Consider the following 26,690-nt stretch of genomic DNA (forward strand, 5'->3'; position numbering starts at 1 on the left):
TTCGCCCGAGGTTTTCCCATGGCAGAAGCCCCCGCAGTTCTCGATGGCCACCCGTACGCCGCTTTTCTCGACCGGGTGGAGAAGCCCGCGCGCTATACGGGCGGCGAGGTTGGCTCGGTCGTCAAAGACTGGGGAAGCGTGGAGGCGACGGTCTGCCTCGCGTTCCCCGACGTCTACGACATCGGGATGAGTCACCTCGGATTCAAGATTCTCTACAAGCTCCTGAACGACGATCCACGCACGCTCGCCGAGCGCTGCTACGCGCCGTGGAAGGACGTCGAGGCAGAGCTTCGAGAACGGAACATTCCGCTCGTTTCCTTGGAAAGCAAACGAAAGTTGCGGGACTTCGACGTGGTCGGCTTCTCGCTCCAGTTCGAGCTGACCTACACGAACATCCTGCTCATGCTCGACCTCGGCGGCGTGCCGCTGCGCTCGTCCGATCGCGGGGAAGACGATCCGCTGGTCATCGCCGGCGGGCCGGTGGCGACGCACCCGGAGCCGGTGAGCGCGTTCATCGACGCAGTGGTGATCGGCGACGGCGAGGAGAAGGCGACCGAGGTGGCGCTGACGTGGACGCGGCTGAAGAAGGCCGGCGTGCCGCGGCGCGAGCGGCTCGCAACGCTCGCGAAGCTCGGCGCGGTCTACGTGCCCTCGCTCTACCGAACGGAGGTCGATCCGGAGACGGGTTTCCAGCTCGTGAAGGCGCCGATCGAGAAGGGGTTGCCCTTGCCGATCGAGCGCGCGCTCGTCGACCTCGACAAGTACCCATTCCCCGCGGTGAGCCCGACGGGCGGGCCGGAGGCGATCTTCGATCGTGTGTCGATCGAGATCGCGCGCGGCTGCACGGAAGGGTGCCGCTTCTGCCAGGCGGGCATGATCTACAGGCCCGTGCGCGAGCGTGACCCCGAGCAGGTGGTGAACACGGTGCTCGAAGCGGTGCGCGCGTCGGGCAACGACGAGGTGTCGCTGACGGCGCTCAGCACGGCGGACGTCTCGTGCATCTCGCCGCTCATCAAGAAGGTCGCGGACAAACTCGCGAAGGAGCGCGTGAGCATGAGCGTCTCGTCGCTGCGCGCCTACGGCCTCGAGCCCGATCTGCTCGACGAGCTCAAGCGCGTGCGCGCGACGGGCCTGACGTTCGCGCCGGAGGCGGGCACGCAGCGGATGCGCGACGTGGTGAACAAGAACGTCACCGAGGAGCAGCTGCTCGAGACGGCCGAGCGCATCTTCTCGCGCGGCTGGGACCGGATGAAGCTCTACTCGATGATCGGCCTGCCGACCGAGGAGGACGCGGACGTCGCCGGCATCGTGGAGATGGGCGCGCGCACGGCCGGCGTGGGTCGCAAGATCGGCAAGAAGAACGTGGAGGTGACGGTGAGCGTGTCGACGCACGTGCCGAAGCCCCACACGCCGTTCCAGTGGGCTGCGATGAACACGCTCGGCGAGGTCGCGCGCAAGCAGGACCTCCTGCGGCAGACGGTGCGGAACTACCGCAACGTGAAGCTCAAGACGCACGGCGCCGAGGCGAGCGTGCTCGAAGGAATTTTTGCGCGCGGAGACCGAAGTCTGTGCGACGTGCTGGAGCGTGCGTACCGGAACGGCGCGCGCTTCGACTCGTGGGACGATCGGCTGCGGCTCGACGTGTGGGAGGAGGCGTTCGCGCACTTCGGGACGGATCGATCGCGCTTCCTGAACACGATCCCCGTGACCGCGCGCCTGCCCTGGGACCACATCGACGTCGGCCTCGAAGAAGGATTTTTGGCGCGCGAATACAGGAAGGCGCTGCAGAATCGGTTGAGCCCGCCGTGCGGGAAGGTCGCGGGGACGTTCGTGCACCACACGAACGTGGAGGACGCGGTCGCCGATCAACGCAGGCTCGTCTGTTACGACTGCGGCGTCGCCTGCGACATGACGCAGATGCGGAGCGAGCGAGTCGACTTCCTCCGCAGGCTCGGCGCGAACAAGCGGCTGCCGCTGATCACGGATGCGCCGATGGCGGCGCCGGCCGTCGAGGCGCCCGTGGACGGCGAGGCCGACGAGGCGATCGAGCAAGCGCCCGCGCCGGTGAAGAAGGCGCCGCCGATGAAGGGGCGCGGCGGCTTCTTGTATCGCATCCGGTTCGAGAAGACGGGCGCGATGGCGCTGCTCGGGCACCTCGACGTGGTGCGCGAGCTGCCGCGCGTGTTCCGGCGCGTCGGCGAGCGGATGGTCTACACGAAGGGCTTCCATCCGAAGCCCGACATGGTCTTCTCGCCGGCGCTCTCGCTCGGCGTGGCGAGCCTCGACGAGTACGCGGACGTGCGGCTCGAACGCGCGCTCGAACCCGCGGAGGTCGCGTCGCTCGTCGAGCGGATGAACACGGCGAGCCCCTCGGGACTTCGATTCCGCGGAGCCGCGCTGCTCGGGCCCGAGGACGCGGCGATCTCGCGCGTGATCCGCGGCGCGCGGTACGTGCTCGCGTTCGCGCGCTCGGCGCTCGTGGTGCCGCCGGGGCAAACCGCCGAGGAGATGCTCGCTTCCGCGTGCCGCGCGGCGATGGCCGCGCCGTCGCTGCCTATCCGGCGTGAGATCGAGGGGATCGGCAAGGTGGTCGACGTGCGCAAGTACCTGCTCTCGGCCGAGGTGGGCGGCGCGGAGGCGCGCGCGGCGCTCGAGCGTGCAGGGCTCCTGGGCGACCTCGTGACGCTCGACGTCTTCGTGGAGATCACGGGCTCGGGCGCGGCGAAGTCGTCGGAGATCGCTGCCGTGATCTCGGGCGAAGGCGGCGTCGCTCCGGCGCATCGCGCGATCCGGCTGGAGCTCTTCGGCGGCTCCGCGAACGCGCGCTTCTCGCCGCTCGATCTCGCCGCGGTGAAGAGCGCGCTCGGGCGGGAACGTGCGGCCGCCTCTGCCGCTCCCGCGCCCGTGCTCGCGTCGGCCGACGCCGAGTGACAGCGCGGTCGCTTTTGGATAGGAACGCCGAGCGTTCGTGCTCGTCCTCCCGCTCCTCTGCGCGGTCGCCCTCGCCGCCGGCCTGATCGATGCGATCGCCGGCGGCGGCGGTCTGCTCACGGTGCCCGCGTTGCTCGTGGCGATCGCCGATCCGCGCCTCGCGCTCGGCACGAACAAGGGGCAGGCCGTCTTCGGCTCGGGCGCGTCGCTGCTCTCGTTCGTGCGCGCGGGCCGCGTCGACAAGAAGCGCTTCTGGCCGACCTTCCTCGCTGCCGGCCTCGGCTCCGCGGCGGGCGCGCGCGCGCTGCTCGCGGCGCGCCCCGAGGTGCTGCGCCCGATCGTGCTCGTGCTCCTGATCGGCGTCGCGATCTTCTTCGCATCACGCGGAAGGCGACGGCCGAAGGAGCCACCGAAGCCCGATGCCCCGCCGCCCGCGCCGAAGCCGTGGGCGATCGCCGAGCGTCGTCCGCTCGCGACGGCCGTGGTCATCGCGCTCGTGATCGGCGCGTACGACGGCTTCTTCGGGCCGGGCACGGGGACGTTCTTGATCCTGCTCTACACCACGGTGTTCGGCGACGACCTCACGCGCGCGACGGCCAACGCGAAGGTCGCGAACTTCGCCTCGAACCTCGCCGCGATGGTGAGCTTCGCGCTCGCCGGACGGATCGACTTCCACCTCGCGTTGCCGATGGCCGTGGCGCAAGCGGTGGGCGGCGTCCTCGGCGCGCGCGCGGCCGTGAAGGGCGGCGAGCAGCTCATTCGATCGGTCGTCCTGCTCGTCTCGCTCGCGCTCGCGGCGCGGCTCGCCTACCAGATCCTCGCAGGCGCCTGAATTTCTCCGCTCGGGGCGTTCGCGCGGCGGGGGAGCCCTGCGCACGGCAGGACCCACCGATGCGACAGCGTTGTCAGAGCAGGCGCCTTCGCACGCCCTCGGAGGACGCTGGAATCCCGGCCGGGCGGGCGCGGCCCGGCTCTTGCTCGATGTCCTCGTCGCAGCGCGCGAGCGCTCTTTCCTTTGCTTCGCTTGGATCGGTTCCCCGGCGTCGGCGTGCGATGGCAGCGAGTCGACGAGGACCACGCCGTCGCCGGGGGACCTTGCTTCACGCGCCTTCGCGCTAGACTCGCGCGCCGTGACGACGTCATCCGATCCGGACGATCGAGACGCGCGCGCGGCGGCGCTCGCGATCGCTGGCGCCCTCGGCGCAGGCGTGGCGCACGAGCTCCGGAACACGCTCGCCGCGATCGAATCGGCGCTCTACCTCGCCAAGCGCCACGCAGAGGATCGCACGCGCCTCGGGGAGCACCTCGCCCGCGCGGAGAACGAGGTGCGCAAGGGGCAAGAGGTGATCGACCGCGTGCTCGGTCTCGCGCGCGGCGAACCGCTCGACGTGGAGACTGCGTCCGTCGCGGAGATCGTGGCGTCCGCGGAGCGAGAGCTCTTCGACCTGAACGCGACGCTCGAGGTGCGCGTGACGCCGCCGGATCTCGAGGTCGCGTGTGATCGGATCCTGATCGAGCGGGTGATCGTGAACCTGCTCCTGAACGCGCGTGACGCGTTCGAAGGCCGCGCGTCGGGGAGGATCGTCGTGCGAGCATGCGCGGCCGACGAGGCCGTCGTGCTGGAGGTCGAGGACGACGGGCCGGGCGTCGATCCGGCGCTCGCGCCTTGCATCTTCGAACCCGCCGTGACCAGCAAGCCGACGGGCACGGGGCTCGGCCTTGCCTTGTGCCGCACCATCGCGCGTGCGCACGGCGGCACGATCGAGGCGCTCGCCGCGCCCTCGGGAGGCGCGCTCTTCCGGCTCACGTTGCCCGCGAAGGCGGACTCCTAGCGCCGCGTTTTCCCGCCGCGGACGAGCTGCGCCACGGCCTCGCCGAGCCCTTCGAGCGTGAGCTGGTACATCGGGAACACGTCCCTGACGATCTGCACCGTGCCGTGCGACCAGCCGCTCGGCGGATCCGGGTTCAGCCAGACGGACCGTTCGAAGTGCTCGCGCAGCATCGCGAGCCACGCGACGCCCGGCGTGCCCGCGTCGTCGCCCCAGCCCGCCGCGCCGAGCAGCTCGTAGGGCGCCATCGACGCGTCGCCGACCATCACCAGCTTGTAGTGCTTGCCGCACTCGTGGATGAGGTCCCGCACGTTCACGGGGTCCTGAAACCCCTCGGTCTTGTAGACCTTCCCGTAGACGCAGTTGTGGAAGTAATACGTGCGTAGCTCCTTCCAGTGCGTCGCGCGTTTGGCCGCGCTGAAGAGCTGCGACACGGCGTGCGCGTACGGATCCATCGAGCCGCCGACGTCCATCAGCAGGAGGACGCGCGTGTTCGGCCGGCGCGGCGGCCGCGTCACGACCTCGAGCTCGCCCGCGTTCCGCGCCGTCGCGTCGATCGTCCCCTCGACGTCGAGCTCCTCGTGGGCGCCCTCGCGCTCGAAGCCGCGGAGCTTGCGCAACGCGACCTCGATCGTGCGCACGTCGAGCGTGATGTCGCTGCGGTACGAGCGGTACTTGCGCGCGTCCGCCGTATGGATCGCGCTTTTCCCCCCCGAGCCCCCGCCCACGCTGATCCCCGACGGATGGAAGCCCGCGCGACCGAACGGCGAGGTCCCGCCCGTCCCGATCCACCTGTTCCCCCCGTCGTGGCGCTCCTTCTGCTCGCGCAGCCGCTCCTCGAATTGACGCAGCACTTCTTCGAGGTCGAGCGCCTCGATCATCGCCTTCTCTTCCTCGCTGAGCTGTCGGAGCTGCTTCGGATCCTGGAGCCACGCCTGGAGCTCCTCGGCGATCTTCTTCGCCTCCACGTGCACGCCGCGAAAGTGCTTGGCGAAGGCGAGGTCGAAGTCGTCGAGGTGGGCCTCGGAGTGCACGCACAGGGCCCGCGCCACGTGGTAAAAACCTTCCAGCGACGAGTCGTGCAGACCAGCGGCGAGGGCGCGGCCGAGCGCCACGGCCTCTTGCGTGCCGACCGGCACCTGCCTGCCCCTGAGCTCGTACAGGAAATCGAGGAACATCCTGGGCAGAGCTTAGCCTCTTCCGCGTCCTCCGCCCCCCGTTCCGGACGCCGCTCTCGCCTGGCATGCGCTCGCGGCTCCCCTCCGCGCGTGCACTTGTGTATGGTTCTCAGAATGGCGAACAAGGAGGAACTGGTCCAGACGGTCAAGGTCATCGTGAAGCACTGGCGGGACGGCCAGCTCGACGAGGCATACGCGGGCTACCGCGACCTCTTCTCGAGGCCTGACTTCGCGGAGCATCGGCCGGAGGATCAGAGGAGCGCGTTCAAGCTCATGATCATGGCGAAGGGCGCGCCGAACCCCGAGCGGCCCACGGACGCGATGGTCGAGGCGCATCGAGCCGCTGTGGAACCCCTCACGAACCTCGTGACGACGCACGGCGATCCGGCAGATCACGAGATGCTCGGCATGTGTCACGTCGTGCTCGGCAACATCGAGAGCGCGAGCGCGGTCTTCCGGGCCGGGCTCAATATCGAGCGTCAAAGAAATCCGCAGTCGGATCTCTGCGGTTCGCTGATGAAGCGGATCAGCCTGATCTAGTTCGTCGCCGCGCAGGGCCACCTTTTCGCGTGGGGTCCTGCTACGATGGCGCGAGAAGCATGCACGTCATCTGCGTGGCCAGCCAAAAGGGAGGCGTCGGTAAGACCACGATCTCTCTCAATCTGGGTCTCGCCCTCGCCCGGGCCGGCAACCGCACGCTGCTCATGGAGCTCGACGCGCAAGGCAGCCTCTGCCTGTCGCTCGGGCTCCCCGACCGCGCGCGGCCAGGCATCGCGGAGGTGCTCACGGGCGCCGAGCACATCGGCAACGTCCTGCTCCGGACGCGTGATCCGCAGCTCCACGTCCTCAGCGTGGGTCGTGTCGATCCCACGACCGTCGCAGGTTTCGAAGAGGCCCTCACGCGCACCGGCATGCTCACCGGCATGCTCAGCAAGCTCGAGAGCGAGTTCGACATCGTGCTCCTCGACTGCCCCGCGGGCCTCGGCAAGGTGACGAGCCGCGCGCTCGAGGCCGCGACGCACGTGCTCTCCCCGCTCCAGGCCGAGCCGCTCGCGCTCCGCTCGGTCGGCCAGCTCCTCGCGCTCGTCGACCGCATCCGCGCCGAGAAGAACCCACGCCTCACCCTGATCGGCATCGTGCTGTCGATGTTCGATCGGCAAACGCCGGCCTCGCTCGAGGTCGCCGAGACGCTGTGGACGCGTTTCCCGGGCGGCATCATCCTCGACAGCGTGATCCCCCGCGACGAGGTGTTCCTCGAAGCATCGCTGCGCGGCTCGCCGCTCTTGCTCATGCAAAAGCGACCGCCGCCCCTCGCGCGCGTCTTCGATCAGCTCGCGAACGACGTGCTCGATCGCCTCGACGCCCAGGGCGGCGCCGCCACGGAGGAGGACGATGGCCCGATCCCGCTCCTCGTTTGACCTCACGAACGCGATCGCGGCCGCGACCTCGCTCTCGGGGGAAGAGAAGGGCAAGAAGAAGGCGCCGGCCGTCGAGCCGCTGCCGCCCGACCTCGTCTCCTTCGATCCCGGAGCGACCGCGCCGGCGACCGAGGCCTCGCCGCCGCCCCTCCCAGAGGCGTCGCCGCGCGGCGGGCACGGCTCGGCCTCCGCCGCACACGACGCGGAAGCGAACTCGGGCGATTCGCCGCGGAACCTGCCGAAGCTGCCGGACCTCTCGGGCATCACGAGCCCCGTGCAGCGCTGCGAGAAGATCGTGCAGTGGATCGGCGAAGTCACGGGCGCGATCGACGTGTTCCTCGCCGACGCCGCAGGTTTGCCGCTCGCGGGCGCCGTGAGTGACACCGAGGCGAAGCTCGCGGGCTCGGGCCTCGTCGCCTCGTCGATCGCCTCGCTCGCGTCCGCCGTGCCTGGCAACCTCGGCGCGACGTTCGAGATGCACATCGGCGAGGGGCCGTGCTTCCAGCTCGTCGGCTTCCAGGTCGGCGCGATGCTCTTCTTCGTCGGCCTGAACCGCACGCGCCCGCTCACGCCCACGCAGGCGCATGGCATTCGTCTGGCTTGCCGGCACGCCCTCGGCGACACGCTGCGCACCGGAGGACCATGACGGCGAGGCCTGCTCGGCCGAAAGGAGCTCCTCCCGTCGGCGCGTCCCTCGTCGAGCAGCTCGCCCGGAGCGCCGACGGCGTCGAGGCGATCGTCGCGTTCCACATCGCCGACGGGAAGATTCACGCAGCCTGGATCCGCCCGGGATCCGGCTACACGGCGGGCGCCGTCACGCAGAGCCTGCGCGAGGTCTACAAGACGAGCCAGGTCCACGCGCGAAGGCTCGATTTCCTCTCGCCCACGCCGACGCTCGATCAGGGCTCGGCCGACCTCTCCGATCCGCTGATCACGCTGGAGATGCCGGGCCGCGTGATCGTGATCCGGCGCGTGCACGGCCACGTCGTGGCGGTCTCCTTCGACGGCACGGTGCCGCTCGGCTTCGTCCGCTACCACGCGGCGCGGATCGCCATGACGCTCCGGCCGGAGCTGCCGCAGGAGTCGATCACGCCGCCCTCGGGTGTACCTGCGGTCTCGGCGCCGCCGCCGACGGTGAACGTCGTCTCGAAGCCCGCGCCGGACGAAGCCGATCACGAGGAGCCGGCGCGCACGCTTGCGTTCCCGGCGGGCGGCGCGGTCGTCGTGCGTTCGTCGCGCCCGCCGCCGCGGGGCACGAAGGCGGAGATCGATCGAGCGACGAAGCTCCTCGCGTACCTCGACGCCCACGCGCCCGATCCGCACGTCGTGCGGCTCCGCGTATCGCTGCGCGCGGGGATCAAGCCCCTCGCGCTCGACCACCCCGAGTCGCTCGGCGCCGACGCGATGGTCCTGCTCGAGACGGCGGCGGAGGACATCCTCGGCATCGACCGCGCCGAGCTCCGGAGCAAGATATGAAATCGCTCGGCGAGCTCGTCCGCGACCTGCAGCCGCACTCGCTCCTCACGCTGAACGACCAGCTCGTCTACGTCCAGAGCCACCACCACGGGATCTTCCTCGACCAGACGGTCTCCGACGCGCTCGGCGGCGAGGGCTGGGCCGTGCGCAAGCAATCGGCCTTCGAGAGCTCGCATGCGCTGCTCGAAGCGGTCTTCAAGGCGCAGAGCGTCGAGGGCGCGAAGGATCGGCTCGAAGCGGCGTCCGCGCTCTTCTCGTCGATGGGCCACGGCAAGCTCGTCTTCGACGTCACGGCCGAGGGCGGCATGGTGCGCGGCGAGGCGCTCTTCTACGGGTCGAGCTTCGCCGAGAAGTACGGCAAGGTCATCCGGCACAAGCAGCCGGTCGACTCGTTCGCGGCGGGCTTCTCGGCGGCGGCGGCGAGCCTCGCGTTCCCCTCGGACTGGGGGCATTTCGAGGCCGAGGAGGTCTCGTGCGTGGGTCGGGGCGACGGTGGCTGCGCCTTCACGCTGTCGCGCCGCCCGGAGCGGCCCCGGCTCGGCGTGGCGGTCACGCGGCAGGTCGTCGCGAGCCTCCCGCTCAAGGCGCCGCCGCTCGACGCGCCCGCCTCGCAGTATCCGCACGCGATTCCCTCGGCGATGCGGGTCATCCGGAACCTCGCGGCGACCGAGGAGGGCGTCGTGCGGGCGTTCGGCGTGCGCCTCGCGATCGTGCCAGTCGGGTACGTCAATCAGATCACGTTCGACACCATGCACCTTCTGGAGAGCCGCACGCCGGAGCTCGTGCCCGTGTTTGCGGCGCTCGTGCGCGAGGCAGCGCAGGCGGGGGCCTTTCATCTGCTCGGCGGGGTGCTCTCGTCGCCGGACTGGGCGATCTCCTCGAAGGCGACGGGGCCGGTCGAGCACCGGCTGGAAAAGTTCTTGTCGATCGCCCGCGTGCTCGGCTGGGGCCGGTGGTATTCGGTCGAGTTTTTCCCGGGCCAATCGCTGGTCGTGCGCAGCCCGACCACGCAGGAGAGCATCTATTACGGGACGCGTTATGGTGCGTCCGTGCGAAACCGCCTCTTCTTCCAGCAGGGCGCGGTCCTTTCCGTGATGCAGCTCCTCCACCGGGTGGATTTCGCGGCGCCGAACCCGATCAGCGCGGCGTCGTACGCGGCGCTCTTCGGCGGAGGGGGCGTGCGCTTCCACGTGGAGGAGACGCGCTCGCCGCTGCGGGGCGATGATATGTGCGAGATCGTGGTCGAGGTGCTCTCCGAGCGCTGAGCGGCCCCGCGATTACCTGGTTCGCGCGCCGCCGGCCTGGCGCAGGTGGCGCAGCGCTTTTTCGATGAGGACCCGTATTCGACGTCCGCGCTTCGAATCGTTGAGGCGTTGCCCCATCGACAAAAAGAACTCCCCTTCGGCGCCGATCTCGTCTTGCAGCACCGGGACGAACTCGCTCGTGGCCGTGGAAGGTATGTCCGGCAAGAGCCCGATGCCCCTGCCCGCGACCACCATCTGGAGCGCGGCGTGCATACTGTTGGACACGAACCACGGACTCACCCGCAAGCCCCTGCCGGCCCGGAACGGCCAGAAAAAAGGAGAGACGCCGCCGGGAATGCGTAACGCGATGCAGGAATGCGCGGCGAGGTCCGCGGCGCGCGTGGGCGTGCCTCGCGCGGCGAGATAGGCCGGCGCCGCGTAGCATCGCCACGAAAATCGCAGGAAGGAGCGACAGTAGAGGGTGCCGTCGGTGGGCGGCACCAGGCCGACCACCAGATCGAAATCGTCTCGAATGGGGTGCATGTCCCGGTCCGTGTAGATGATTTCCAGCCCGAGACCGGCGAGCGCCTCGTCGTCGGGCTTCAGAAGGGGCTCGAGCAGATCCATGCCCACGCCGGGCGGCACTGCGGTGCGCAGGCGGAAGTGCGTGCTCGCCTGGAGCGTGGCTTCGACTTGCCGCGCGGCGTCCACGAGCGGAGCACCTTGCTCGATGAGGAGCCTTCCCGCCTCGGTGAGACGAAGATGCCGCTGACTTCGCTCGACGAGCCGCACGCCGAGCGCCTCCTCCAGCAGGGCCACGCGACGGGTGAGCGTCGTGCGCGGAAGCCCGAGCGTCCGGCTTGCGTGCGCGAGGGATCCGTCCCGCGCAATGGCCATGATCATGACGACGGCGTCGAGATCGAGCATCGCCCGCGAACATACACGAGCGGCGGACGCGTGTGACCGAGATTGGTCATCTCTTGCCCGGATCCCGTCATTGCCGCACGGAGGCGGCCGATTCATCAATGGGCGCATGCTCCTCGACACCCAGATCTTGCTCGACCCTTTCCCGATGTACCGAGAATTCCGGGAAAAGGCCCCCGTCCTCTGGGCGGAGGTCATGGATTCCTGGCTCTTGTTCCGATACGAGGACGTCAAGCGCGCAATGGAGGACGCCGATGCATTCTCGTCGGAAAACCCGCTGAAGGTGCCGCCCGATGCATTTTCGACGGCGTCCATGGTCTTCCAGGACGACCCGAACCACGCGCGCCTCCGCGCATTCGCGCAGCCTGCCTTCACGCCCCGGCGTGTGGCCATGCTCGAGCAGCGGATCAAGGAGCTCTGCGACGAGCTGCTCAGCGAGATGGCGGACAAGGGCGGGGCCTTCGATCTCGTCCGCGCATTCACGGGCCCCTTGCCGGCCATGGTGATCGCCGAACTCCTCGGCGTCCCGCGCTCCGATTTCAGGACGTTCCAGCGCATCGCGGACGATGTCGTCCACATCGGCACCAAGGGAAAGCAAGAGCAGGCGCAGCGGGCCAGCCGGGAGCTCGCCGAGTATTATGCCGTCCTCGTGGCCGAAAAGCGGCGCACGGGCGCCCTCGGCAATGACCTGACCAGCGACTTCCTTCGCAGCCAGGGCGCCGGCGCGAATTTCTCCGATCGCGAGCTCGTCGCCATGGGCCCACTCTTCCTGTTCGCCGGGCACGAGACCACGACGAACCTGCTCAACAATACGGTGCGTTGCCTCAGCGAGAACCCGGAGGCCAGGGCGTTCCTCCTCGCCGATCTCGGCCGTGCCCCGATGATCCTCGAGGAGGTCCTGCGGTGCCGTGCCCCTGCCACCGGCGCCCCGCGTATCGCGCGCCGCGACATCGAGCTCCACGGCGTGACCATTCTCGCTGGCAGCCGCGTCTGGCCTCTCAGCCTCTCCGCGAACCGCGACCCGCGCGTCTTCGACGATCCGGAGCGCTTCATCCCCGATCGCAACCCCAAAAACATCCTCTCCTTCGGCCGTGGCATTCACAAATGCCTCGGCGAGCCCCTGGCGCGCCTCGAAGCGAAGATCGCCGTCCCCGCGCTTTATCGTCGTTTCCCCGAACTCCGCGTCGATCCGGAGCGCGCGGCGGTGCCGACCCCGTCGCCCCTCATTCATGGCTGCCTCGAGCTCCCCGTTCGGATCTGAAGACCATGAACCTCGAACGATTCCACCTGACGGTCGAATCCGTGCGAAGGCCGACGCCCTCGTCGGTCGAGCTCGTCTTCGCCCCACCGCCCGCGCCCGTCCATTATCGCGCCGGCCAGTACCTGACGTTCCACGTCCCCGTCGACGGGCGCGTTCACCCGCGCGCTTATTCGCTCGTGGGGAGCCCCGGTCGCGCGGACCCGCTCTCCATCATCGTCAAGCGGGTCCACGGCGGCGTCGTGTCCAATCACCTGTACGCGCACGCGGCACCGGGCTCGACGTTGGCCGTCTCCGGGCCGCAGGGACGTTTCTGTGTCGAGCCGCGCGCCGGGGGGCGACACGCGATCCTGGTCGCCGGGGGCAGCGGGATCACGCCGATTCACGCCATGACGCGCGAGCTCTTGCATGGCGAGCCGGACACCACGGTGTCGCTCTTGTATTGCAATGTCGCGCCGGAGGAGATCCTCCTGCGCGCCGAGCTCGATCGCCTCATCGAGCAAAGCGGCGGGCGATTGGACGTCGTACACGTTCTGGAGCAAGGCGCCGCGGACATGGGCGGGCTCCCGGGGCGTCTCGACGTCGCGCGAGCGACCCGATTGCTCGGCGAGCTCGCCCAGGGAACACCTGCCGAATTCTACGTATGCGGCCCCGAGGGCCTGATGGCGGTCGTGGGCGAGGCGCTGCGAGCGCTCTCCGTATCCCCCGAGCGCATCTTCCAGGAGTTTTTCGCTCGTCCCGACGCGACGGGCGACACGCAGGCGCAGCTCGTCACCTTGCGGCTCGACGGCAAGGAGCATTCGGTGCCCGTCTCGGCGGGCGCGACGATCCTCGAAGCCGCGACCGCGGCGGGCATATCCATCGAGACCTCGTGCCGCGTGGGGGATTGCGGCACCTGCAAGCTTCGATGCCTCTCAGGAGAGGTCGAGCAATCGTGCGTCGAGGGGTTGAGCCCCGACGAGGAGCAATCGGGGTACGTGCTGGCCTGCGTGGCCCGCCCGCGCACGTCGGGCGTGGTGCTCGAGGGGCCTTGACCTCGACGAGACCGTTTACTCGTCCGCGACGACCTCGTCCGCGCTCTTCGCGACGAGGAGCCGCGCGGCGAAAGCCTCGAGCTCCTGCGTATCGGCTGCCTCGACGCGCGCCACGACGGCCGCGGGCAGCTCCCCGAAGCGGCGGCGGAGGAGCTGGAGCAGGAGCGAACGCTGGCCTTCCTTGAGGCCCTCCTTGAGGCCCTCCTTCCGTCCCCGCAGGGCACCACGCTCCTCGGCTCGTCGTTCCCACATCTCCAGGACATCCTGCGTACTCATCAGAAATTCCTCATCCGAAGGTGTGACAGGACCGGCCGCCGCCTCGATCCGGAAGCGTACCAGGATCGGCAGGGCCGTGCACCGCTCGAAGTCGTCGTCGCCGAGCGTCCGGAGCTCCGCGATGGCCCGCCGCAGCGTTCGTCCACGGCCCATGAGCCGCAAGAGCAAGGTCGACCGCTCCTCGGGCAGCTCGTTCGCCGCCACGACCGACGTGGCAAAGCCGGACGGGCTGGCGTACACGCCGCTCGGCCACGCCCGTTCGCGTCGCGCGCCGAGCGCTCGTAGCCCCCTCTGCGGTCGACCCGACGAGAGAATCCATTGCCGCGGCAGCGGAACGGGCGGGTCCTTTCCCAGAAGGATGTGCCGCAGGTTGAGGTGCTTGCGCACGCACGCGATGAGCTCGCCATCGTCCGGCGTCTCCGAGAACACCTCGAACGTGCAGGCCGAGCGACCCATACGGCCGAGCAGCGTCGACGCGATCGGAGAGGGACGCGCGGGGTCGGGCACGTAAAACCCGTCGACACGCTGCGGATCGGGGCTGACCTCGATCTCGGGCCCGAACACGCCCGACGGCTCGAGCGCGGCGCAGAGGATCTGCTTGCAGGCCTGATCGTACCGGTTGTGCACGCGACCCACCGTGCCAGGAGGAACCACACACGTCAAGGAATCGCTCGTTCCCGGACGAACCCGCGCCCACGCCCCTCGCGTTTGGCGCGGCAATCCTATCCCGCTACGGCTTGCCCGCCACCCACCGGATCCGCCTCCGCCCCGACCGCGTATCCTCCCACGCCGCCACCATCCCCCCGATCCCGTTCGCCGCGGCTGCCGGCCCGGTCTGATAACTCGGCCCGTCCCCGCCGTCGTCGATCCGCTTCTCCGCCCCGAAGCTCGCGCCTCCGTCGGTGCTCGTCGCCAGGTACACGTCTTTCCCACCCGTCCGATCGTCCTGCCAAACTGCCGCGACGCTCCCGGCGCCGAGCGCCACGAGCCTCGGCCGGAAGGCGCTCCCCTCGGCGGGCCCCTCGCCGAGCTTTCGGCCTTGACCGATCACGTTGCCGGAGACCAGCGAGACACGCGCCGTCGCATTCGGCTCGCGTTTCCGCATATCGCTCCAGCCGAGCGCGACCGTCACGGCGCCCCCGCCGGGCACGAAGAGCAGCGAGGGATCGTCGTGCAGGCGCTCGGGCGCGTCCATCCCGTCGTCGACACGCACGGGCGCCCCGAAGCTCATGCCGCCGTCGACCGAACGCGCGAGGAAGACGTCCCAGTTATAGCCGCGGAAATCGACCCAGGAGACCGCGACCTCGTCGCCGAGCGCCGCGACCGCCGGCGCCCACTGGTTGTTCCGGATGTCCGATCCGGGATGCTTTTTCGTGCCCTCGATCGGCTGGACCTCGAAATCGACCGTCCCTTCCGGCGCACGTGCCAGCATGACACGCTCGTTCCCCGACGAACCATCGACATAGGCCAGGAACACCCGGCCCTTGGCGCTCGCGAGCGCCGGGAGCCAGGCATCCGGCGTCGTGCCTTCGGACGGCAAGAACACCGGCGCGCCGAACGTCTTTCCGCGGTCGGTCGACAGCACGCAAGCCACGCGCGCCCCTCCCGCGCTGCGCTCCTGGTACGCGACGTACACGTGATCCCCCGTCGCGAGCACGGCCGGCGTGATCTGCGCCTCTCCTCCCGACGCCGCGGCGTGCGGCACGCCAAACGTTTTTCCTTCGTCCTCCGACGTCGCCACGAGCACGCGCGTCGCCCCGCGAGAGCCCTCCTGAAACGCGAGCACGAGCGGCCCTCCGCCGCTCCATGCGAGCGCCGGATGGCTCTGCTCCGCGTCCCCCATGCCTTGCAATGCCTGGCTCGGACCGAGCGCGCCCGGCGGGCCCGCGGACGCCAAGGGGAAGGGGAGCGCCGGATCCAGGTCCGCGGCGATCACCGTCTCCACGTATTGGTTTTTCCGGACGCCCGCCGGAAGCAGCTCCTCTCCCACGACGCGGAGCGAGGTCCGGCGTGATTCCAGCGTCGCCGCAGAATCATTCTCCACGGGATCCGGCACCACCCACGGCGCGACCTCGATCACCCCGCCCATCTCGTTTTGCCCGACATATGCTCGCCGCGCCTCGCCGGGCACCATGTCGCCCACGATGATCGATTGTCCGTCGAACGGCAAATCGAACAGGTTGCCCGTGAGATGCGGGACGACGCCATAACGAACCGCGCCGTGCTTTTGCACCGCGGCCATCGTGCTCTGGCCCAGGATGTCCGGCGCCCACGCGTTCGGCTCGTCCGGGCTCTCGGGAATGGTCCAGCCGGAGAACGCCTCGGGCTGGAAGAAAACATCGGCCCCGAGCGCCGAGAGCCGGTCCACCATGTCCGGCATCCACGCATCCTTGCTCGTCACGATGCCGACGCCGAGCGGACCTATGTCCATCGGCATGACCTCGCGGAGCGGCCCCGGCGTGAGCGCGAGATCGACCTCCTCCATGAGGATCGGATAAGGCTTTTTCCGGCTCGCGACGATCTCCCCGTCCGGCCCGTACACGAACGCCGCATTGTAGACGGCCGGGTCGCGCGCCACGTACACGTACGACACGTCCTGCAAATCGGGATCCGCGAGCGCCTCGATCTCCGCCGGATCCGCGCTCCGCTCGACGAGGCCGCTCACGTTCGTCGACGAGACCAGCCACGCGCCCGTCTCCTCCACGATCGCCTGGTTCGTCTCGTGAAATGCGCGCCACGCCGTATCCGTGAGCCCGAGCAGGATCTGCGTGGGCAGCGGCACCTCCGGCCATTTCGATTTGTAGAAATCGATCGGCTTCTTGTATTGCCCGCCGAGCGTGAGGAACGCTGGGAGCGCGCCGCTCGACACGCGCGCCGTCTCCCCGCGGCTGCCCACGAATCCGGCTGAGAGGCCCGTGTTCTCGGGGAAAACGACGACGTTCGGCCGATCCATCGCGAGGCACGGCGAGACGTGCGCCTGGACGAGGCCGACGAGGTGGGCGCGGTAGCTATCGTAGCTCTCGAAATGCGCCGGATCGACCCGCGGCTGCAGGACGAAGACCCGCGCCCCCGCCTCGCCGAGCTCGTCCGTGGGACAAGCGTCGTCACTGCCCCCAGGCAGCGGCGACCCGCCGCAGCCGACGAGCAAAATACCCAAAACGCCCAGGATTGCGCCGCGCATCGGGCCGATCCTAGTCGGCCAGGGGGTGAATGAGCAATCAGGAAAGGAAGGCGCGCAGGACCTGCTCGAGTCCGCCGGCCTTCATGCATCCATCCGCGCCGACGAAGACGACGGGGTCGATATCGCGGACGGCCCCGGCGACGCGGCCGGGGCAGACGATCACCACGCGCGCGCCGCGCTCGGCGAAGGCGTCCGGGCGGTGCGCGATGTAGCCGTGCATTTTGAGGTGGGAGGCGGCGAGGTAGCTGAGCTCCTCGCTATTCTTGGCGTCGAGGTAGAGGGTCCGGCTCGTCCCGCGCGTCCGGTGGACGAGACGAAGGTCGGGGCGAATGCTGGCGCTTCGCCCGAAGTAATGGGTCATCACGTCGTCGTGGTGGCCGTGGCCGGCGCTCTGGTCGAAGTAAAGGTGCAGCGCGTCGTCCCCGCGGGACCATTCGAATGCGTGCTCCCGATCGGACGCGATCAAGGCATCTTTGCGCTTCGCATCTGCGTAGAGCTCGTCGATTCGCTCGACGAGCGCGAGCAAGACGAAGAGCTCGAACCTCCGATCGGCCGTGAGCGGCACGAGCGCGAAATGGGACACGGCTCGGGCGATCCTGGAAACCGAGGGCTTGTGCAGGAGAGCGTCATGGCCATCGAGGACCCGCACGGCCTGCTTGATGGCATGCAGGGGGCTCGCCGCCGCCGAGGCGCGTTCATGTTCGGCAGGTCGGCGGACGGGCAGGTCCCGCAGGGCCGCGTGGGAGGCCGCGACCGATGCGGCGCGGTAGAACTCGGGCAGCTTGCGCGTCCAGCCATTGTCCGCGGGTAGACGAGCCGGATGGAGGTCGTCGATGGCCGCGAGGACGCGGTCCAAGAGCCACCGCACGAGGATCAACTCGGGCCGCTCGAACGTGCGCCGCGGCGTCGTGCTGACGAATAGCGTCGGGTCCTGGGCTCGACTCTGCGCCGCGAACGTGCGCGCCCAATCGATACGCCCACGGGCACCGCCGCGACGTTCGACGATTTCACGCCGCGTCGTGGGGAAGATGCTGCGCAGGAATGCAGGCAAGGTCTCCAGGAGGAACGTGGCCGTTTCAGCCTTCGGATCCAGCAAGAAGCCGAGCTCCGCGAGCCGCGTGAGCGCGCCCGGGCTCTCCGTGAGGCGCGCGAGCGCCGTTTCCACGGCGTGGAGCTCGCGCTCTTCGCCGTCCGCGTCACGAAGAAGATAACGAGGGAATCGCTCCCGGAGGAAGCTCTCCCAGGCAGGCTCAGTCATCGGCCCAGGGCACGTGGGAGAAGCTCACGCGGAAGCTCTTCTGCAGGGAGCGGGCGAACGGCGGATCGTCGGCGAAGAGCGACCCGATCCGCTGCTCGGCCTCGCGCGCGTCCCCCTCGCCGAGCCCTTCGAGCTGCGGGAAGACCAGCATTTCGATCCCCTCGCCGACGGCGCGCGCGGCGCTCGCCGTCCGTTCGTTCGCATAAGCGAGCACGTCGAGGAGCATCGAGGGGCCGAGGTCGACGAACCGACCGAGGCCGTTCTTCTTCGAGAAGACGCGGAGCGCGAGCTCGCGCTTTTCGGCGTCGGGGCAACGCTCTCGGCCCTCGGCTTCGCACAGTTTCTGGAGCAAATCGTCCTCGAGGGCAGGGACGGTGATGACGGCGAAGCGGCGCAGGAACGCATACGACAGGCGAAAGAGGCTCGCCTTGTCGCGCACGTTCATCGTGGCGATGAGGCGGAACCAGGGGCCGAAAGGGTAATCGTCGGCGTCGGGGCCGATCTCGACGGGCTCGTCGCGGTCATTCGTGTAGGCCGTGGTCGCGGTTCCTCCGGCGAGGACCGTGAAGAGCTCGCCGAAGCATTTGTCCACGTCCGCGCGATTGACCTCGTCGAGGATGAGCCAGCGGCCCTCGCGCAGGGCGCGCGTGACGACGCCTTCGCGGAAGAAGAGCCCGCCTTCGCGTTTTTGCGCCCAGCCGCCGATCGTGTCGTACGTGGTCCAGTCGGCGGAGGCCGTGGCCATGAGTGGCTCGGCGAGCCCGTCGACCTCGCTTGCGTGATCGGCGATGCACTTGGCGAGGGTGCTCTTCGCGGTGCCGGGCGGGCCAATGAGGAGGAGGTGCTTGCCCGCGTTCAGCGCGGCGCAGCAGCGCTCGACGAGGCCGTCGGGCAGGACGAGGTCGCCGAGCTTCACGGCGGCGGGGTCGAGCTTGATGCGCTCGATATCGCGGAACGGCTGGGCTTCGACGGTCTCGTCGTCCGGACCGACATCCGTGATCGTGCCCGGTACCTGCGCGCTCGATGCCCCGTCAGGCAGCAGCGCGCGGCCTGCATCCGTGACCGTGTAATGACCGCCGTCATTCGCGAGAAACCCGAGGCCGGTGAGCCAGCCCGTGCGCGTGCCCGGCTGCGCGTCCGTGTCCCATTTCGTGACGGCCACCTGATTCAGGTGTTTTCGGAGCGCGCCCACGCCGGCACCAGGATTCCTGGCGAAAAACGCGAGCGTCTCTTCGAAGGCCGTATATCGCTCGACGAGCTTTCGGTAGACAGGCACGGGATCGGGCCGCGAGAGGAACTCCGCGCCGAGATCCGTCGGCGCGACGACCCCTCCCCGGACGGTGAGGAGGTCGAGGTTCTTGCAATGGCGCAACATCTGACCGGCGCGGATGCTACCGACGCTATGTCGCGCCGAGAGCCACGAGACGAATGTGGCCTCGGCGGGCTGGGCCTCGACGGCGTGATCGATCCATTCACGGAGGTTGTCGAGGAGCTTGGCGGGGCCGCCCGGTACGTTGTTCAGGCCGGCGAGCCGCTCTTCGGGCTTGATGGTCGTGGCCCCGGGCTCGGTCGCGCCCGCGGGCGGCTCGATGTTCTGCTCGATCGAGAAGAGCGGTGCGTCGTGGATCATCACGCCGCTGCCCCGATCGAGGAAATGGGCCTTGATGATCGCGAGGCAGAGGGTGCGTCGCAGCGCCTCCTCTGGGTCGCCCCAGGTCAGCTTGCCGATATCGAACGTGCCCAGATCCACGGAGGCGGTGTTCGGCAATCCACTCCGCGCGGCGATCGAGATCGAGCGCCGGCTGTATTCGCGTGCGTTCTCGTCGTTCTGCGTGCTGCGCCGGTATGTATTGTAAGCGACGAGCCGAGGCGGCTGCTTCGTCTTCAGCGCCCACTCGAGGGACGCGGTGAAATTGGAGTAAATCGCCTGACCACGGCCCGCATCGACGTTCAGCGCGGCGGCGTCGCCGTCCTTCACCGAGAGCCGCAACGTCGTCCGCCCCGTCCGCCAATCGCACTGAACCACGCGCCGCTGGCCCGCCGTGGGCTCGGCCGAAACGCGCACCGTCTGCCCGTTGATGCGTATCTCCGCGGGCGCCTCGGCCTGCAAGATCTGCATCAACGCATCACGGGCGATCTCGTTCGCGCTTCGTTCCGTCGGCATGTCCCGGCCGATGATACACGAAGGCCCCCTCCCGCCATCGCGAGAGAGGGCCTCGTTCCACGAGAGCATGATGCGTGGCCTCCCGCGGCATCGCGTCGAGCCTGCAAGCCGGTTGTGCGGGGAACCCAGCGCCGACGCGGGGGACGTGCTCAGGCGATTGTGAGAGCGGGATCGTCTAGCGCTGCGCGCGCCGGATCAGCTCGTTCATGGGCTGGACGGGGTCGAGCACCTGGCGGGCGCACTCGGCGCCGCGCACGGGCAACGAGCCGTCGATGAGCCCCACCTGCAACATCACCGTCCCCGTGTCGAAGTAAATCGTCTCCTGCGCGATCTTTCCGTCCTCGAACTGGATGATGGCCACCAGCGGCACCTCGATCCGTCGATGTGTCGGCGGCACCCCGGGCAGGAGCCAGTCCATTTGAATGGAGTGGGTGAATCGGAGGACCATCTCGTCGACCACCCGGTCCTCTCCGACCGTGCGCGAGACCGGGATCGATTCGAGGTCCGGGGGGAGCTGATTGAGGAAATGCCGCGAATAAAACGTTCTCATCTCGTCGAGATTCGAGGCGCCCACCATGAGCGGCACCAAGTTCACGCGCGGCGTCGCCGTCATGGTCCTCAGCGTGGCCTCCGGGTCCTTCTCCGCGAACTCGGTGCGCAGATGCGTATCCCACACCTCCACGCTTGCATTCGGCCGGACTTTCCTATCGTCATTCTGGGTCATCGATGAGCTCCGTTTCGTTTCGAGTGGCCCGACCGTCCGGCCAGACAGCGCTCGGAGGGCTCTTCCCCTGTCGAAAAATTCGGTCGATGAGCTTGTTCGGACGGTGCGGCCTTCTGCACAAAAGACGAAGGCCCCCTCCCGCCAGAGCAGGAGAGGGCCCGCGTTTCACGCTCGAAAGCGCGTTCTTCCGGGTCGGCTCAGCCTTTCGCCGCCTGGATCCCCTTCACGAGCTCCGGCACCGTCGCGAACAGGTCCGCGACGAGGCCGTAGTCCGCCACCTGGAAGATCGGCGCGTCGGCGTCCTTGTTGATCGCCACGATCACCTTCGAGCCCTTCATGCCCGCGAGGTGCTGGATCGCGCCCGAGATGCCGATCGCGAAGTAGAGCTGCGGCGCCACGATCTTGCCCGTCTGGCCGACTTGCAGATCGCTCGGCGCGTAGCCCGCGTCGCAGGCCGCGCGGCTCGCGCCCACGGCTGCGCCGAGCACGTCCGCGAGCGGGTCGAGCACCTGGTTGAACTTCTCCTTCAGCGCGCGGCCGCCCGACACGACCACACGCGCCTCCGTCAGCTCCGGACGCGCGCTCTTCACCTGGTCGAACGAGACGAACTCCACGCGCTCGGCCGCCTTGCTCGGGCCCGCGTACGCGACCGTCTCCACCGGCGACTGACCGCCCGTGGGCTCGGCCGCGGCGAACGCGCTCTGACGCACGCTCACCACCTGGATCGGCGTCGAGATCGAGCAGATCCCGAACGCGTTGCCCGCGAACATCGGCCGCTTGTACCGGAGGTTGCCGTTCTCCGGCGTGACCTCCGTGATGTCGCTCGCGTAGCCCGCGCCGAGCCGCGCCGCGACGCGCGGCAAGAGGTCCTTGCCGTACGCGCTCGCCGTGCCGACGACGACGCCGTAGTTCTTGCCGATCGCCGCCACCGTCGGCGCGTAGCGCTCGGCGAGGTAGTTCTTCAGCGACGCGTCCTCGACCACGAGGATCTTCGCCGCGCCAAAGCCCTGCGCCTCGGCCGCCGCCTTCCCGGCGCCGTCGCCGATCACCAGGATCGAGAACGTCCCGCCGATCGTCGCCGCCGCCTTCTGCGCGAACGTGATCGCCGAGTGCGTGGTCTTCTTGAGCTTGCCCTCGGCAACCTCCGCCACAACGAGAACGTCAGCCATTCTGATTCCTCTTCTCCGAAATGGGGGTTTGTCTTGTGCCTAGGGAAGTCCTCAGAGGACCTTCGCCTCGTTCTTCAGCTTCGAGACGAGCTCGCTCACGTCCTTGACCTTGATGCCGGCCTTGCGCGCCGGGGGCGCCGCGAAGCCGTGGTACGAAACCTTCATCGCCTGCTCCGGCGCGAGGTCCGCGAGCTTCACCTCGACGAGCGGCTTCTTCTTCGCCGCCATGATCGCCGGCAGCGCCGCGAAGCGCACGCCGTCGTTGTACTTGTGGGTCTGCGGCGTCTTCGTCGAGTACACGCTCGTCGGCGCCACGATGCGCAGGTCGACCGTCACCACGGCCGGCAGCTTCACGCGCAGCGTCGACACGCCGCCGTCGACCTCGCGACCGACGAGCAGCGCGCCCGCCTCTTCGCGGATCGTCGCGGCGAACGTCGCCATCGGCCAGTCGAGCAGCTCCGCGAGGATCTGCCCCACCTGGTTCGAATCGCCGTCGACCGCCTGCTTGCCCATCAGCACGACGTCCGGCTTCTCCTTCTCGACGAGCGCCTTCAGCGCGCGCGCCACGAGATCACCGTCGAGTTTGTCGTCGGCCGCGTCCACGCGGATCGCCTTGTCGGCGCCCGTCGCCAGTGCGGCGCGCAGCGTCGTCTCCGTCTCCTTCGGGCCGAACGTCACCACGACGACCTCACCGGCGCGCACCTTCGGCTGCGTGCCGTTTTCCGTGAGCCGTAGGGCGGCCTCGAGGGCGTACTCGTCGAATGGGTTCGGCTTCCACTCGAGCCCGGTGGTGTCGATCTTCTCTCCCGAGGCAGGGATCTTCACCTTGTTGGCGTTGTCCGGGTCGGCGACGCGCTTGAGAGCAACGAGGATCTTCACGGTTCGGGAGGCTCCTTTCGGCGGCCAAGGGTCGGGCCCAACAGGACGCGCGCGCCCGTCAGGCGCGTGCCTCATGACAGCGTTGTCGTTGTGCGTCAAGGAGCCTGCTACCCTGCCGTCCGTGGCCGTCACGACCGATTTTCTCGTCATCGGCAGCGGGATCGCTGGCCTGACCTTCGCACTCGACATCGCCGAGCACGGTGAAGTCGTGGTCGTCACCAAACGCAGCAGCGAGGAGTCGAATACCCGCTGGGCGCAGGGCGGCATCGCCGCCGTCATCTCGCCCGAGGACACCTTCGAGGCGCACATCAAGGACACGCTCGTCGCCGGCGCCGGCCTTTGCCACGAGGTCGTCGTCGACATCTGCGTGCGCGAGGGGCCCGATCGGATCCGCGAGCTCATGGACCGCGGCGCGCGCTTCGACCGCGAAAAAGACGGCTCGATCGCCCTCGCCCGCGAGGGCGGGCACAGCGCGCGCCGCGTCCTGCACGTGGCGGACGCGACCGGATTCGAGGTCGAGCGCGCCCTGCTCGAGCGCTGCCGCGCGCATCCGAACATCCGCATCCTCGAGCACCACATGGCGATCGATCTCATCGTCATGTCGCGCTTCGGCGGCCCCGACGTCTGCGTCGGCGCGTACGTGCTCAACACGGCCACGCGCTCGGACGGCGAGGACGACGCGAAGAGCCACCACGTCGAAACGTACCTCGCGCGCGCCACGATCCTCGCCTCGGGCGGGGCGGGCAAGGTCTACCTCTACACCTCGAACCCCGACGTCGCGACGGGCGACGGCATCGCGATGGCGTACCGGGCGGGCGCCGAGATCGCGAACATGGAGTTCTACCAGTTCCACCCGACCTGCCTGTATCACCCCCAGGCGAAGAGCTTCCTCATCACGGAGGCGCTGCGCGGCGAGGGCGCGATCCTGCGCTTGCCCGACGGCACGCCGTTCATGGCGAACCACGATCCGCGCAAGGAGCTCGCCCCGCGCGACATCGTCGCCCGCGCCATCGACTTCGAGATGAAGCGCACGGGCAGCGAGTTCGTCCTGCTCGACATCACGCACAAGCCCGCGAGCTTCGTCTGCGACCACTTCCCCACGATCTACGCCGAGTGCCTGCGCTTCGGGATCGACATCACCTCGCAGCCGATCCCCGTCGTCCCCGCGGCGCACTACCTCTGCGGCGGCATCAGCACGGACCTGCACGGACGAACCACGATCCCCGGCCTCTGGGCCGTCGGCGAGTGCGCGTGCACGGGCCTGCATGGCGCCAACCGCCTCGCCTCGAACTCGCTCCTCGAAGGCCTCGTCTTCGGCCATCGTGCCGCCGTGCGCCTCGCGAGCACGATCGGCGAGCTCGGAGAGAGCCCGTTCCCCGAGGTCCCCGAGTGGCAGATCGGCGACGCCGTCCCGAGCGACGAGGAGGTCGTCGTGACGCACAACTGGGACGAGCTGCGCCGCACCATGTGGAACTACGTCGGCATCGTCCGCTCGAACGCGCGCCTGCGCCGCGCCGCCCGCCGCATCGCCCTCTTGCAGGACGAGATCCGCGAGTATTACTGGCGGCACCTCGTGACGCGCGATCTCCTCGAGCTCCGCAACATCGCCACCGTCGCCGAGCTCATCGTCGGCTGCGCGGCCGCGCGCCACGAGAGCCGCGGTCTGCACGCGACGATCGATTATCCGCAGACGAACGAGAGGTTCGCCGCGGACATCGTGGTCAAGCGGGGCGTCGTGCCCCATCTTCGAGGTCGTTGATGGATCCGGACGACGACGAACGCCCGAGCAGCCCGCTCCTGCCGCGCCCCGAGGGCGGCGAGCGGCCGATGAGTTACCTCGCCGCCGCGGGCTTCGCGGTCGGCACGACGTTCGTCTACATCTTCTTCCTCGCGTTCATCGGTTCGATCCGCGGCGGCGAGGGTCGCACCGACCTCGTCACGAGCTTCGGCTGCCAGCTCGTCGCCACGCTGAGCGCGCTCTTCCTGATCCTGCAGCTCCACGCGCCGGACAAATCGATCCGCGACTTCCTCGGCGTGCGCGCCACGCACCGCGGCTTCTTCCCGCTCGCGGCGATGCTCGGCGTGGCCGTGCAGATCCCGGCGAACGCGCTCTACGACCTCATCGTCAAGCGATGGCCCACGGGGCAGCCGCGCGAGGAGATGCTGCAGGAGGAGCTCGCGGGCGGCGTGCCGAAGCGCATCCTCTTCTTCGTCATCCTCGTGCTCGCCGGCCCGCTGCTCGAAGAAGTCTTCTTCCGCGGCGCGCTCTTCCGTCCGTTGCGACGCCGCTACGACGCCCTCGGCACGGTCCTCGCGACGAGCACGTACTTCGCGTTCGCGCACCTCGAGTGGCAGCTCGTCCTGCCCATCGGGCTCGTCGGCTTCTCGCTCGGCTTGCTCCGCAGCGCGAGTGGCTCGCTCTTGCCGAGCTTCGTCATGCACGGACTCTTCAACGGCATCACCCTCGGATCCGTCTACTCGCGATCCCCCACGGAAATCGCGGATTCCGCGCCGATCCCGCTCCCCGTGACGATCGGCGGATCCGCCGTCACCATCGTCTTGTTGTTCCTCGTCCACCTCCTCGGAAAGAAGTCCGAGGTGGCGCGCGAGGCCCGAGGAAAGGACGAAGCGTGAGCGACGCGTCGAGATCCTCCCACGAACCTCCGAAGACGGCCCTCTGCTTGCCCGGCGGAGGCCTCACCGGCGCGCTCTACCAGATCGGCGCGCTCGCCGCGCTCGCCGACGGCGTGCGAGGCGTCGACGGACAGAGTTTTTCCCTCTACCTCGGACAATCGAGCGGCGCGAGCGTCGCGGCCGCGCTCGCCGGCGGCATCCCGGTCGATCGCCTCTACCGCGCGCTGCTCGATCCGGTCGACAACTTCTTCCCGCTCGAACGCAGCCACGTCTTCCGCATGGACATCGACGAGTGGCGCCGCGCGCTCTCCACCTCGTGGGTCGCGATTCGCCACGCCGTCGCGCGCCTCTCGTCGCGCCGCGACGCCGTCTCGCCCACCGCGCCGAGCCACCTCTACCTGTGGGAGCAGATCGATCGCCTCGCCGACTCCCTCCCCGCGGGCTTCTTCACGCTCGATCGCTACGAGCGTTTTCTCGCCGAGTTTTTCCTCCGCCGCGGCATCCCGAACGCGTTCCGCGCGATGCCGCGCCCCTTGCGCATCCCCACGTACGACGTCGACTGCGGCGACCGCATCCTCTTCGGCGCCGAGGGGCACGAGGACATCCCGGTCTCGCTCGCGTGCGCCGCGACGCTCGCTCTCCCGCCCTTCTTTTCGCCGATCCGCATCGGGGATCGGCACTACATCGACGGCGGGCTCGGCGACGTCGCGCACCTCGACGTCGCGGCCGAGGCGGGCGTCGAGTTCGCGGTCGTCGTGAACCCCATGGTGCCCGTCTCCGTCGCGCATCGCGCCGTCCCCACGGGGCACGGCGTGCGGCAGAGCGTGCGCGACAAGGGCCTGTTCTGGGTGATGAACCAGGCCATGCGCATCGGCACGCACGCGCGGCTCGCGCAGAACGTCGAGCAGATCCAGCAGAAGACCGGCATGCACGTCCTCGTGCTCGAACCCGAGCCGACGGACGTCCTGCTCTTCCTGCACAACCCTTCGAACCTCGCCGCGCGCCGCGCCATCCTCGAGTACGCCTACCGCACGACGCGCGAGCGCATCGTCGAGTGGATGGAGAAGCGCCGCGGCGTGGTCGCGCGCCTCGGCTGGGAAGCGGCCTAGACCG

The 26,690-nt window shown here is 69.0% G+C and carries 22 protein-coding genes; 13 read left to right on the forward strand and 9 right to left on the reverse strand.

The window, feature by feature from the left end; all coding sequences use genetic code 11:
• Window positions 1-18: 18 nt before the first annotated feature.
• The 3 genes from QHF83_RS25635 (at window position 19) to QHF83_RS25645 (ending at window position 4,763) form a co-directional block, all read left to right on the forward strand.
• A complete protein-coding gene (locus QHF83_RS25635; RefSeq protein ID WP_282420559.1) occupies window positions 19-2,931 on the forward strand; it encodes a TIGR03960 family B12-binding radical SAM protein in 2,913 nt (970 codons plus the stop codon).
• Window positions 2,932-2,968: 37 nt separating this feature from the next.
• Window positions 2,969-3,763, forward strand: a complete 795-nt coding sequence (locus QHF83_RS25640) for a TSUP family transporter (RefSeq protein WP_282420560.1) — start codon at window positions 2,969-2,971, stop codon at window positions 3,761-3,763.
• Between the two features lie 298 nt (window positions 3,764-4,061).
• The gene (locus QHF83_RS25645) at window positions 4,062-4,763 is read left to right on the forward strand and encodes a HAMP domain-containing sensor histidine kinase (protein WP_282420561.1); all 702 of its coding nucleotides are present in this window, start codon (window positions 4,062-4,064) and stop codon (window positions 4,761-4,763) included.
• On the opposite strand, the gene QHF83_RS25650 is transcribed toward QHF83_RS25645, so the two are convergent.
• Window positions 4,760-5,938 (reverse strand): VWA domain-containing protein, encoded by a 1,179-nt coding sequence (locus QHF83_RS25650; RefSeq protein WP_282420562.1) that lies wholly within the window; start codon window positions 5,936-5,938, stop codon window positions 4,760-4,762. The two genes, QHF83_RS25645 and QHF83_RS25650, sit on opposite strands and share 4 nt — an antisense overlap.
• 114 nt (window positions 5,939-6,052) lie before the next feature.
• On the opposite strand from QHF83_RS25650, the gene QHF83_RS25655 reads away from it, so the two are divergent.
• From QHF83_RS25655 to QHF83_RS25675, 5 genes are read left to right on the forward strand one after another with little or no spacing between them, the layout of a single operon-like run.
• Window positions 6,053-6,478 carry a hypothetical protein gene (locus QHF83_RS25655; RefSeq protein WP_282420563.1) on the forward strand — a complete coding sequence of 142 codons (426 nt, stop codon included), beginning with the start codon at window positions 6,053-6,055 and terminating at the stop codon, window positions 6,476-6,478.
• 59 nt (window positions 6,479-6,537) lie between these two features.
• On the forward strand, window positions 6,538-7,356 hold the full coding sequence (locus QHF83_RS25660) for a ParA family protein (RefSeq protein WP_282420564.1): 819 nt from the start codon (window positions 6,538-6,540) through the stop codon (window positions 7,354-7,356).
• Window positions 7,331-8,002, forward strand: coding sequence for a hypothetical protein (locus tag QHF83_RS25665; protein WP_282420565.1), 672 nt, complete (start codon window positions 7,331-7,333; stop codon window positions 8,000-8,002). The genes QHF83_RS25660 and QHF83_RS25665 overlap by 26 nt, the downstream gene beginning before the upstream one ends.
• Complete coding sequence (locus tag QHF83_RS25670; protein WP_282420566.1) at window positions 7,999-8,832, forward strand: hypothetical protein; 834 nt, start codon at window positions 7,999-8,001, stop codon at window positions 8,830-8,832. Before QHF83_RS25665 ends, QHF83_RS25670 begins: the two co-directional genes overlap by 4 nt.
• Complete coding sequence (locus QHF83_RS25675; RefSeq protein ID WP_282420567.1) at window positions 8,829-10,097, forward strand: hypothetical protein; 1,269 nt, start codon at window positions 8,829-8,831, stop codon at window positions 10,095-10,097. The genes QHF83_RS25670 and QHF83_RS25675 overlap by 4 nt, the downstream gene beginning before the upstream one ends.
• 12 nt (window positions 10,098-10,109) lie before the next feature.
• Here the strand turns inward: QHF83_RS25675 and QHF83_RS25680 are convergent, their stop codons facing one another.
• The gene (locus QHF83_RS25680; RefSeq protein WP_282420568.1) at window positions 10,110-11,003 is read right to left on the reverse strand and encodes a LysR family transcriptional regulator; all 894 of its coding nucleotides are present in this window, start codon (window positions 11,001-11,003) and stop codon (window positions 10,110-10,112) included.
• Window positions 11,004-11,109: 106 nt separating this feature from the next.
• Here QHF83_RS25680 and QHF83_RS25685 point away from each other — a divergent pair, with 106 nt between their 5' ends.
• Window positions 11,110-12,261, forward strand: a complete 1,152-nt coding sequence (locus QHF83_RS25685; RefSeq protein ID WP_282420569.1) for a cytochrome P450 — start codon at window positions 11,110-11,112, stop codon at window positions 12,259-12,261.
• Between the two features lie 5 nt (window positions 12,262-12,266).
• Window positions 12,267-13,292 carry a ferredoxin--NADP reductase gene (locus QHF83_RS25690; protein ID WP_282420570.1) on the forward strand — a complete coding sequence of 342 codons (1,026 nt, stop codon included), beginning with the start codon at window positions 12,267-12,269 and terminating at the stop codon, window positions 13,290-13,292.
• Window positions 13,293-13,307: 15 nt separating this feature from the next.
• On the opposite strand, the gene QHF83_RS25695 is transcribed toward QHF83_RS25690, so the two are convergent.
• The 7 genes from QHF83_RS25695 to QHF83_RS25725 all read right to left on the reverse strand — a co-directional run bounded on the left by QHF83_RS25695 (window position 13,308) and on the right by QHF83_RS25725 (window position 22,943).
• Entirely contained in the window at window positions 13,308-14,204 is an 897-nt protein-coding gene (locus tag QHF83_RS25695) for a DUF4351 domain-containing protein (RefSeq protein ID WP_282420571.1), read from the reverse strand.
• Window positions 14,205-14,298: 94 nt separating this feature from the next.
• The gene (locus tag QHF83_RS25700; RefSeq protein WP_282420572.1) at window positions 14,299-16,749 is read right to left on the reverse strand and encodes a hypothetical protein; all 2,451 of its coding nucleotides are present in this window, start codon (window positions 16,747-16,749) and stop codon (window positions 14,299-14,301) included.
• Between the two features lie 37 nt (window positions 16,750-16,786).
• Entirely contained in the window at window positions 16,787-18,007 is a 1,221-nt protein-coding gene (locus QHF83_RS25705; protein ID WP_282420573.1) for a hypothetical protein, read from the reverse strand.
• A complete protein-coding gene (locus QHF83_RS25710) occupies window positions 18,000-20,171 on the reverse strand; it encodes an AAA family ATPase (protein WP_282420574.1) in 2,172 nt (723 codons plus the stop codon). Before QHF83_RS25710 ends, QHF83_RS25705 begins: the two co-directional genes overlap by 8 nt.
• Window positions 20,172-20,346: 175 nt before the next feature.
• Complete coding sequence (locus tag QHF83_RS25715) at window positions 20,347-20,895, reverse strand: nuclear transport factor 2 family protein (protein ID WP_282420575.1); 549 nt, start codon at window positions 20,893-20,895, stop codon at window positions 20,347-20,349.
• 197 nt (window positions 20,896-21,092) lie between these two features.
• A complete protein-coding gene (locus tag QHF83_RS25720) occupies window positions 21,093-22,064 on the reverse strand; it encodes an electron transfer flavoprotein subunit alpha/FixB family protein (protein ID WP_282420576.1) in 972 nt (323 codons plus the stop codon).
• Between the two features lie 51 nt (window positions 22,065-22,115).
• Complete coding sequence (locus tag QHF83_RS25725) at window positions 22,116-22,943, reverse strand: electron transfer flavoprotein subunit beta/FixA family protein (protein ID WP_282420577.1); 828 nt, start codon at window positions 22,941-22,943, stop codon at window positions 22,116-22,118.
• Between the two features lie 121 nt (window positions 22,944-23,064).
• Here QHF83_RS25725 and nadB point away from each other — a divergent pair, with 121 nt between their 5' ends.
• The 3 genes from nadB to QHF83_RS25740 are packed head-to-tail and all read left to right on the forward strand — an operon-like array spanning window position 23,065 to window position 26,686.
• Complete coding sequence (gene nadB, locus QHF83_RS25730) at window positions 23,065-24,702, forward strand: L-aspartate oxidase (RefSeq protein ID WP_282420578.1); 1,638 nt, start codon at window positions 23,065-23,067, stop codon at window positions 24,700-24,702.
• The gene (locus QHF83_RS25735; protein WP_282420579.1) at window positions 24,702-25,577 is read left to right on the forward strand and encodes a CPBP family intramembrane glutamic endopeptidase; all 876 of its coding nucleotides are present in this window, start codon (window positions 24,702-24,704) and stop codon (window positions 25,575-25,577) included. Before nadB ends, QHF83_RS25735 begins: the two co-directional genes overlap by 1 nt.
• The gene (locus tag QHF83_RS25740; RefSeq protein ID WP_282420580.1) at window positions 25,574-26,686 is read left to right on the forward strand and encodes a patatin-like phospholipase family protein; all 1,113 of its coding nucleotides are present in this window, start codon (window positions 25,574-25,576) and stop codon (window positions 26,684-26,686) included. The genes QHF83_RS25735 and QHF83_RS25740 overlap by 4 nt, the downstream gene beginning before the upstream one ends.
• Window positions 26,687-26,690 lie beyond the last annotated feature (4 nt).

Source organism: Polyangium sp. 15x6, assembly GCF_029960785.1.
Taxonomy (GTDB): domain Bacteria; phylum Myxococcota_A; class Polyangia; order Polyangiales; family Polyangiaceae; genus Polyangium.

Excerpts from the sequence above, each read along its gene's own strand:
- QHF83_RS25635 (WP_282420559.1), top strand. The coding sequence starts at position 19 with ATGGCAGAAGCCCCCGCAGTTCTCGATGGCCACCCGTACGCCGCTTTT.
- QHF83_RS25650 (WP_282420562.1), bottom strand. The coding sequence starts at position 5,938 with ATGTTCCTCGATTTCCTGTACGAGCTCAGGGGCAGGCAGGTGCCGGTC.
- QHF83_RS25655 (WP_282420563.1), top strand. The coding sequence starts at position 6,053 with ATGGCGAACAAGGAGGAACTGGTCCAGACGGTCAAGGTCATCGTGAAG.
- QHF83_RS25660 (WP_282420564.1), top strand. The coding sequence starts at position 6,538 with ATGCACGTCATCTGCGTGGCCAGCCAAAAGGGAGGCGTCGGTAAGACC.
- QHF83_RS25665 (WP_282420565.1), top strand. The coding sequence starts at position 7,331 with ATGGCCCGATCCCGCTCCTCGTTTGACCTCACGAACGCGATCGCGGCC.
- QHF83_RS25670 (WP_282420566.1), top strand. The coding sequence starts at position 7,999 with ATGACGGCGAGGCCTGCTCGGCCGAAAGGAGCTCCTCCCGTCGGCGCG.
- QHF83_RS25675 (WP_282420567.1), top strand. The coding sequence starts at position 8,829 with ATGAAATCGCTCGGCGAGCTCGTCCGCGACCTGCAGCCGCACTCGCTC.
- QHF83_RS25680 (WP_282420568.1), bottom strand. The coding sequence starts at position 11,003 with ATGCTCGATCTCGACGCCGTCGTCATGATCATGGCCATTGCGCGGGAC.
- QHF83_RS25685 (WP_282420569.1), top strand. The coding sequence starts at position 11,110 with ATGCTCCTCGACACCCAGATCTTGCTCGACCCTTTCCCGATGTACCGA.
- QHF83_RS25690 (WP_282420570.1), top strand. The coding sequence starts at position 12,267 with ATGAACCTCGAACGATTCCACCTGACGGTCGAATCCGTGCGAAGGCCG.
- QHF83_RS25700 (WP_282420572.1), bottom strand. The coding sequence starts at position 16,749 with ATGCGCGGCGCAATCCTGGGCGTTTTGGGTATTTTGCTCGTCGGCTGC.
- QHF83_RS25705 (WP_282420573.1), bottom strand. The coding sequence starts at position 18,007 with ATGACTGAGCCTGCCTGGGAGAGCTTCCTCCGGGAGCGATTCCCTCGT.
- QHF83_RS25710 (WP_282420574.1), bottom strand. The coding sequence starts at position 20,171 with ATGCCGACGGAACGAAGCGCGAACGAGATCGCCCGTGATGCGTTGATG.
- QHF83_RS25715 (WP_282420575.1), bottom strand. The coding sequence starts at position 20,895 with ATGACCCAGAATGACGATAGGAAAGTCCGGCCGAATGCAAGCGTGGAG.
- QHF83_RS25720 (WP_282420576.1), bottom strand. The coding sequence starts at position 22,064 with ATGGCTGACGTTCTCGTTGTGGCGGAGGTTGCCGAGGGCAAGCTCAAG.
- QHF83_RS25735 (WP_282420579.1), top strand. The coding sequence starts at position 24,702 with ATGGATCCGGACGACGACGAACGCCCGAGCAGCCCGCTCCTGCCGCGC.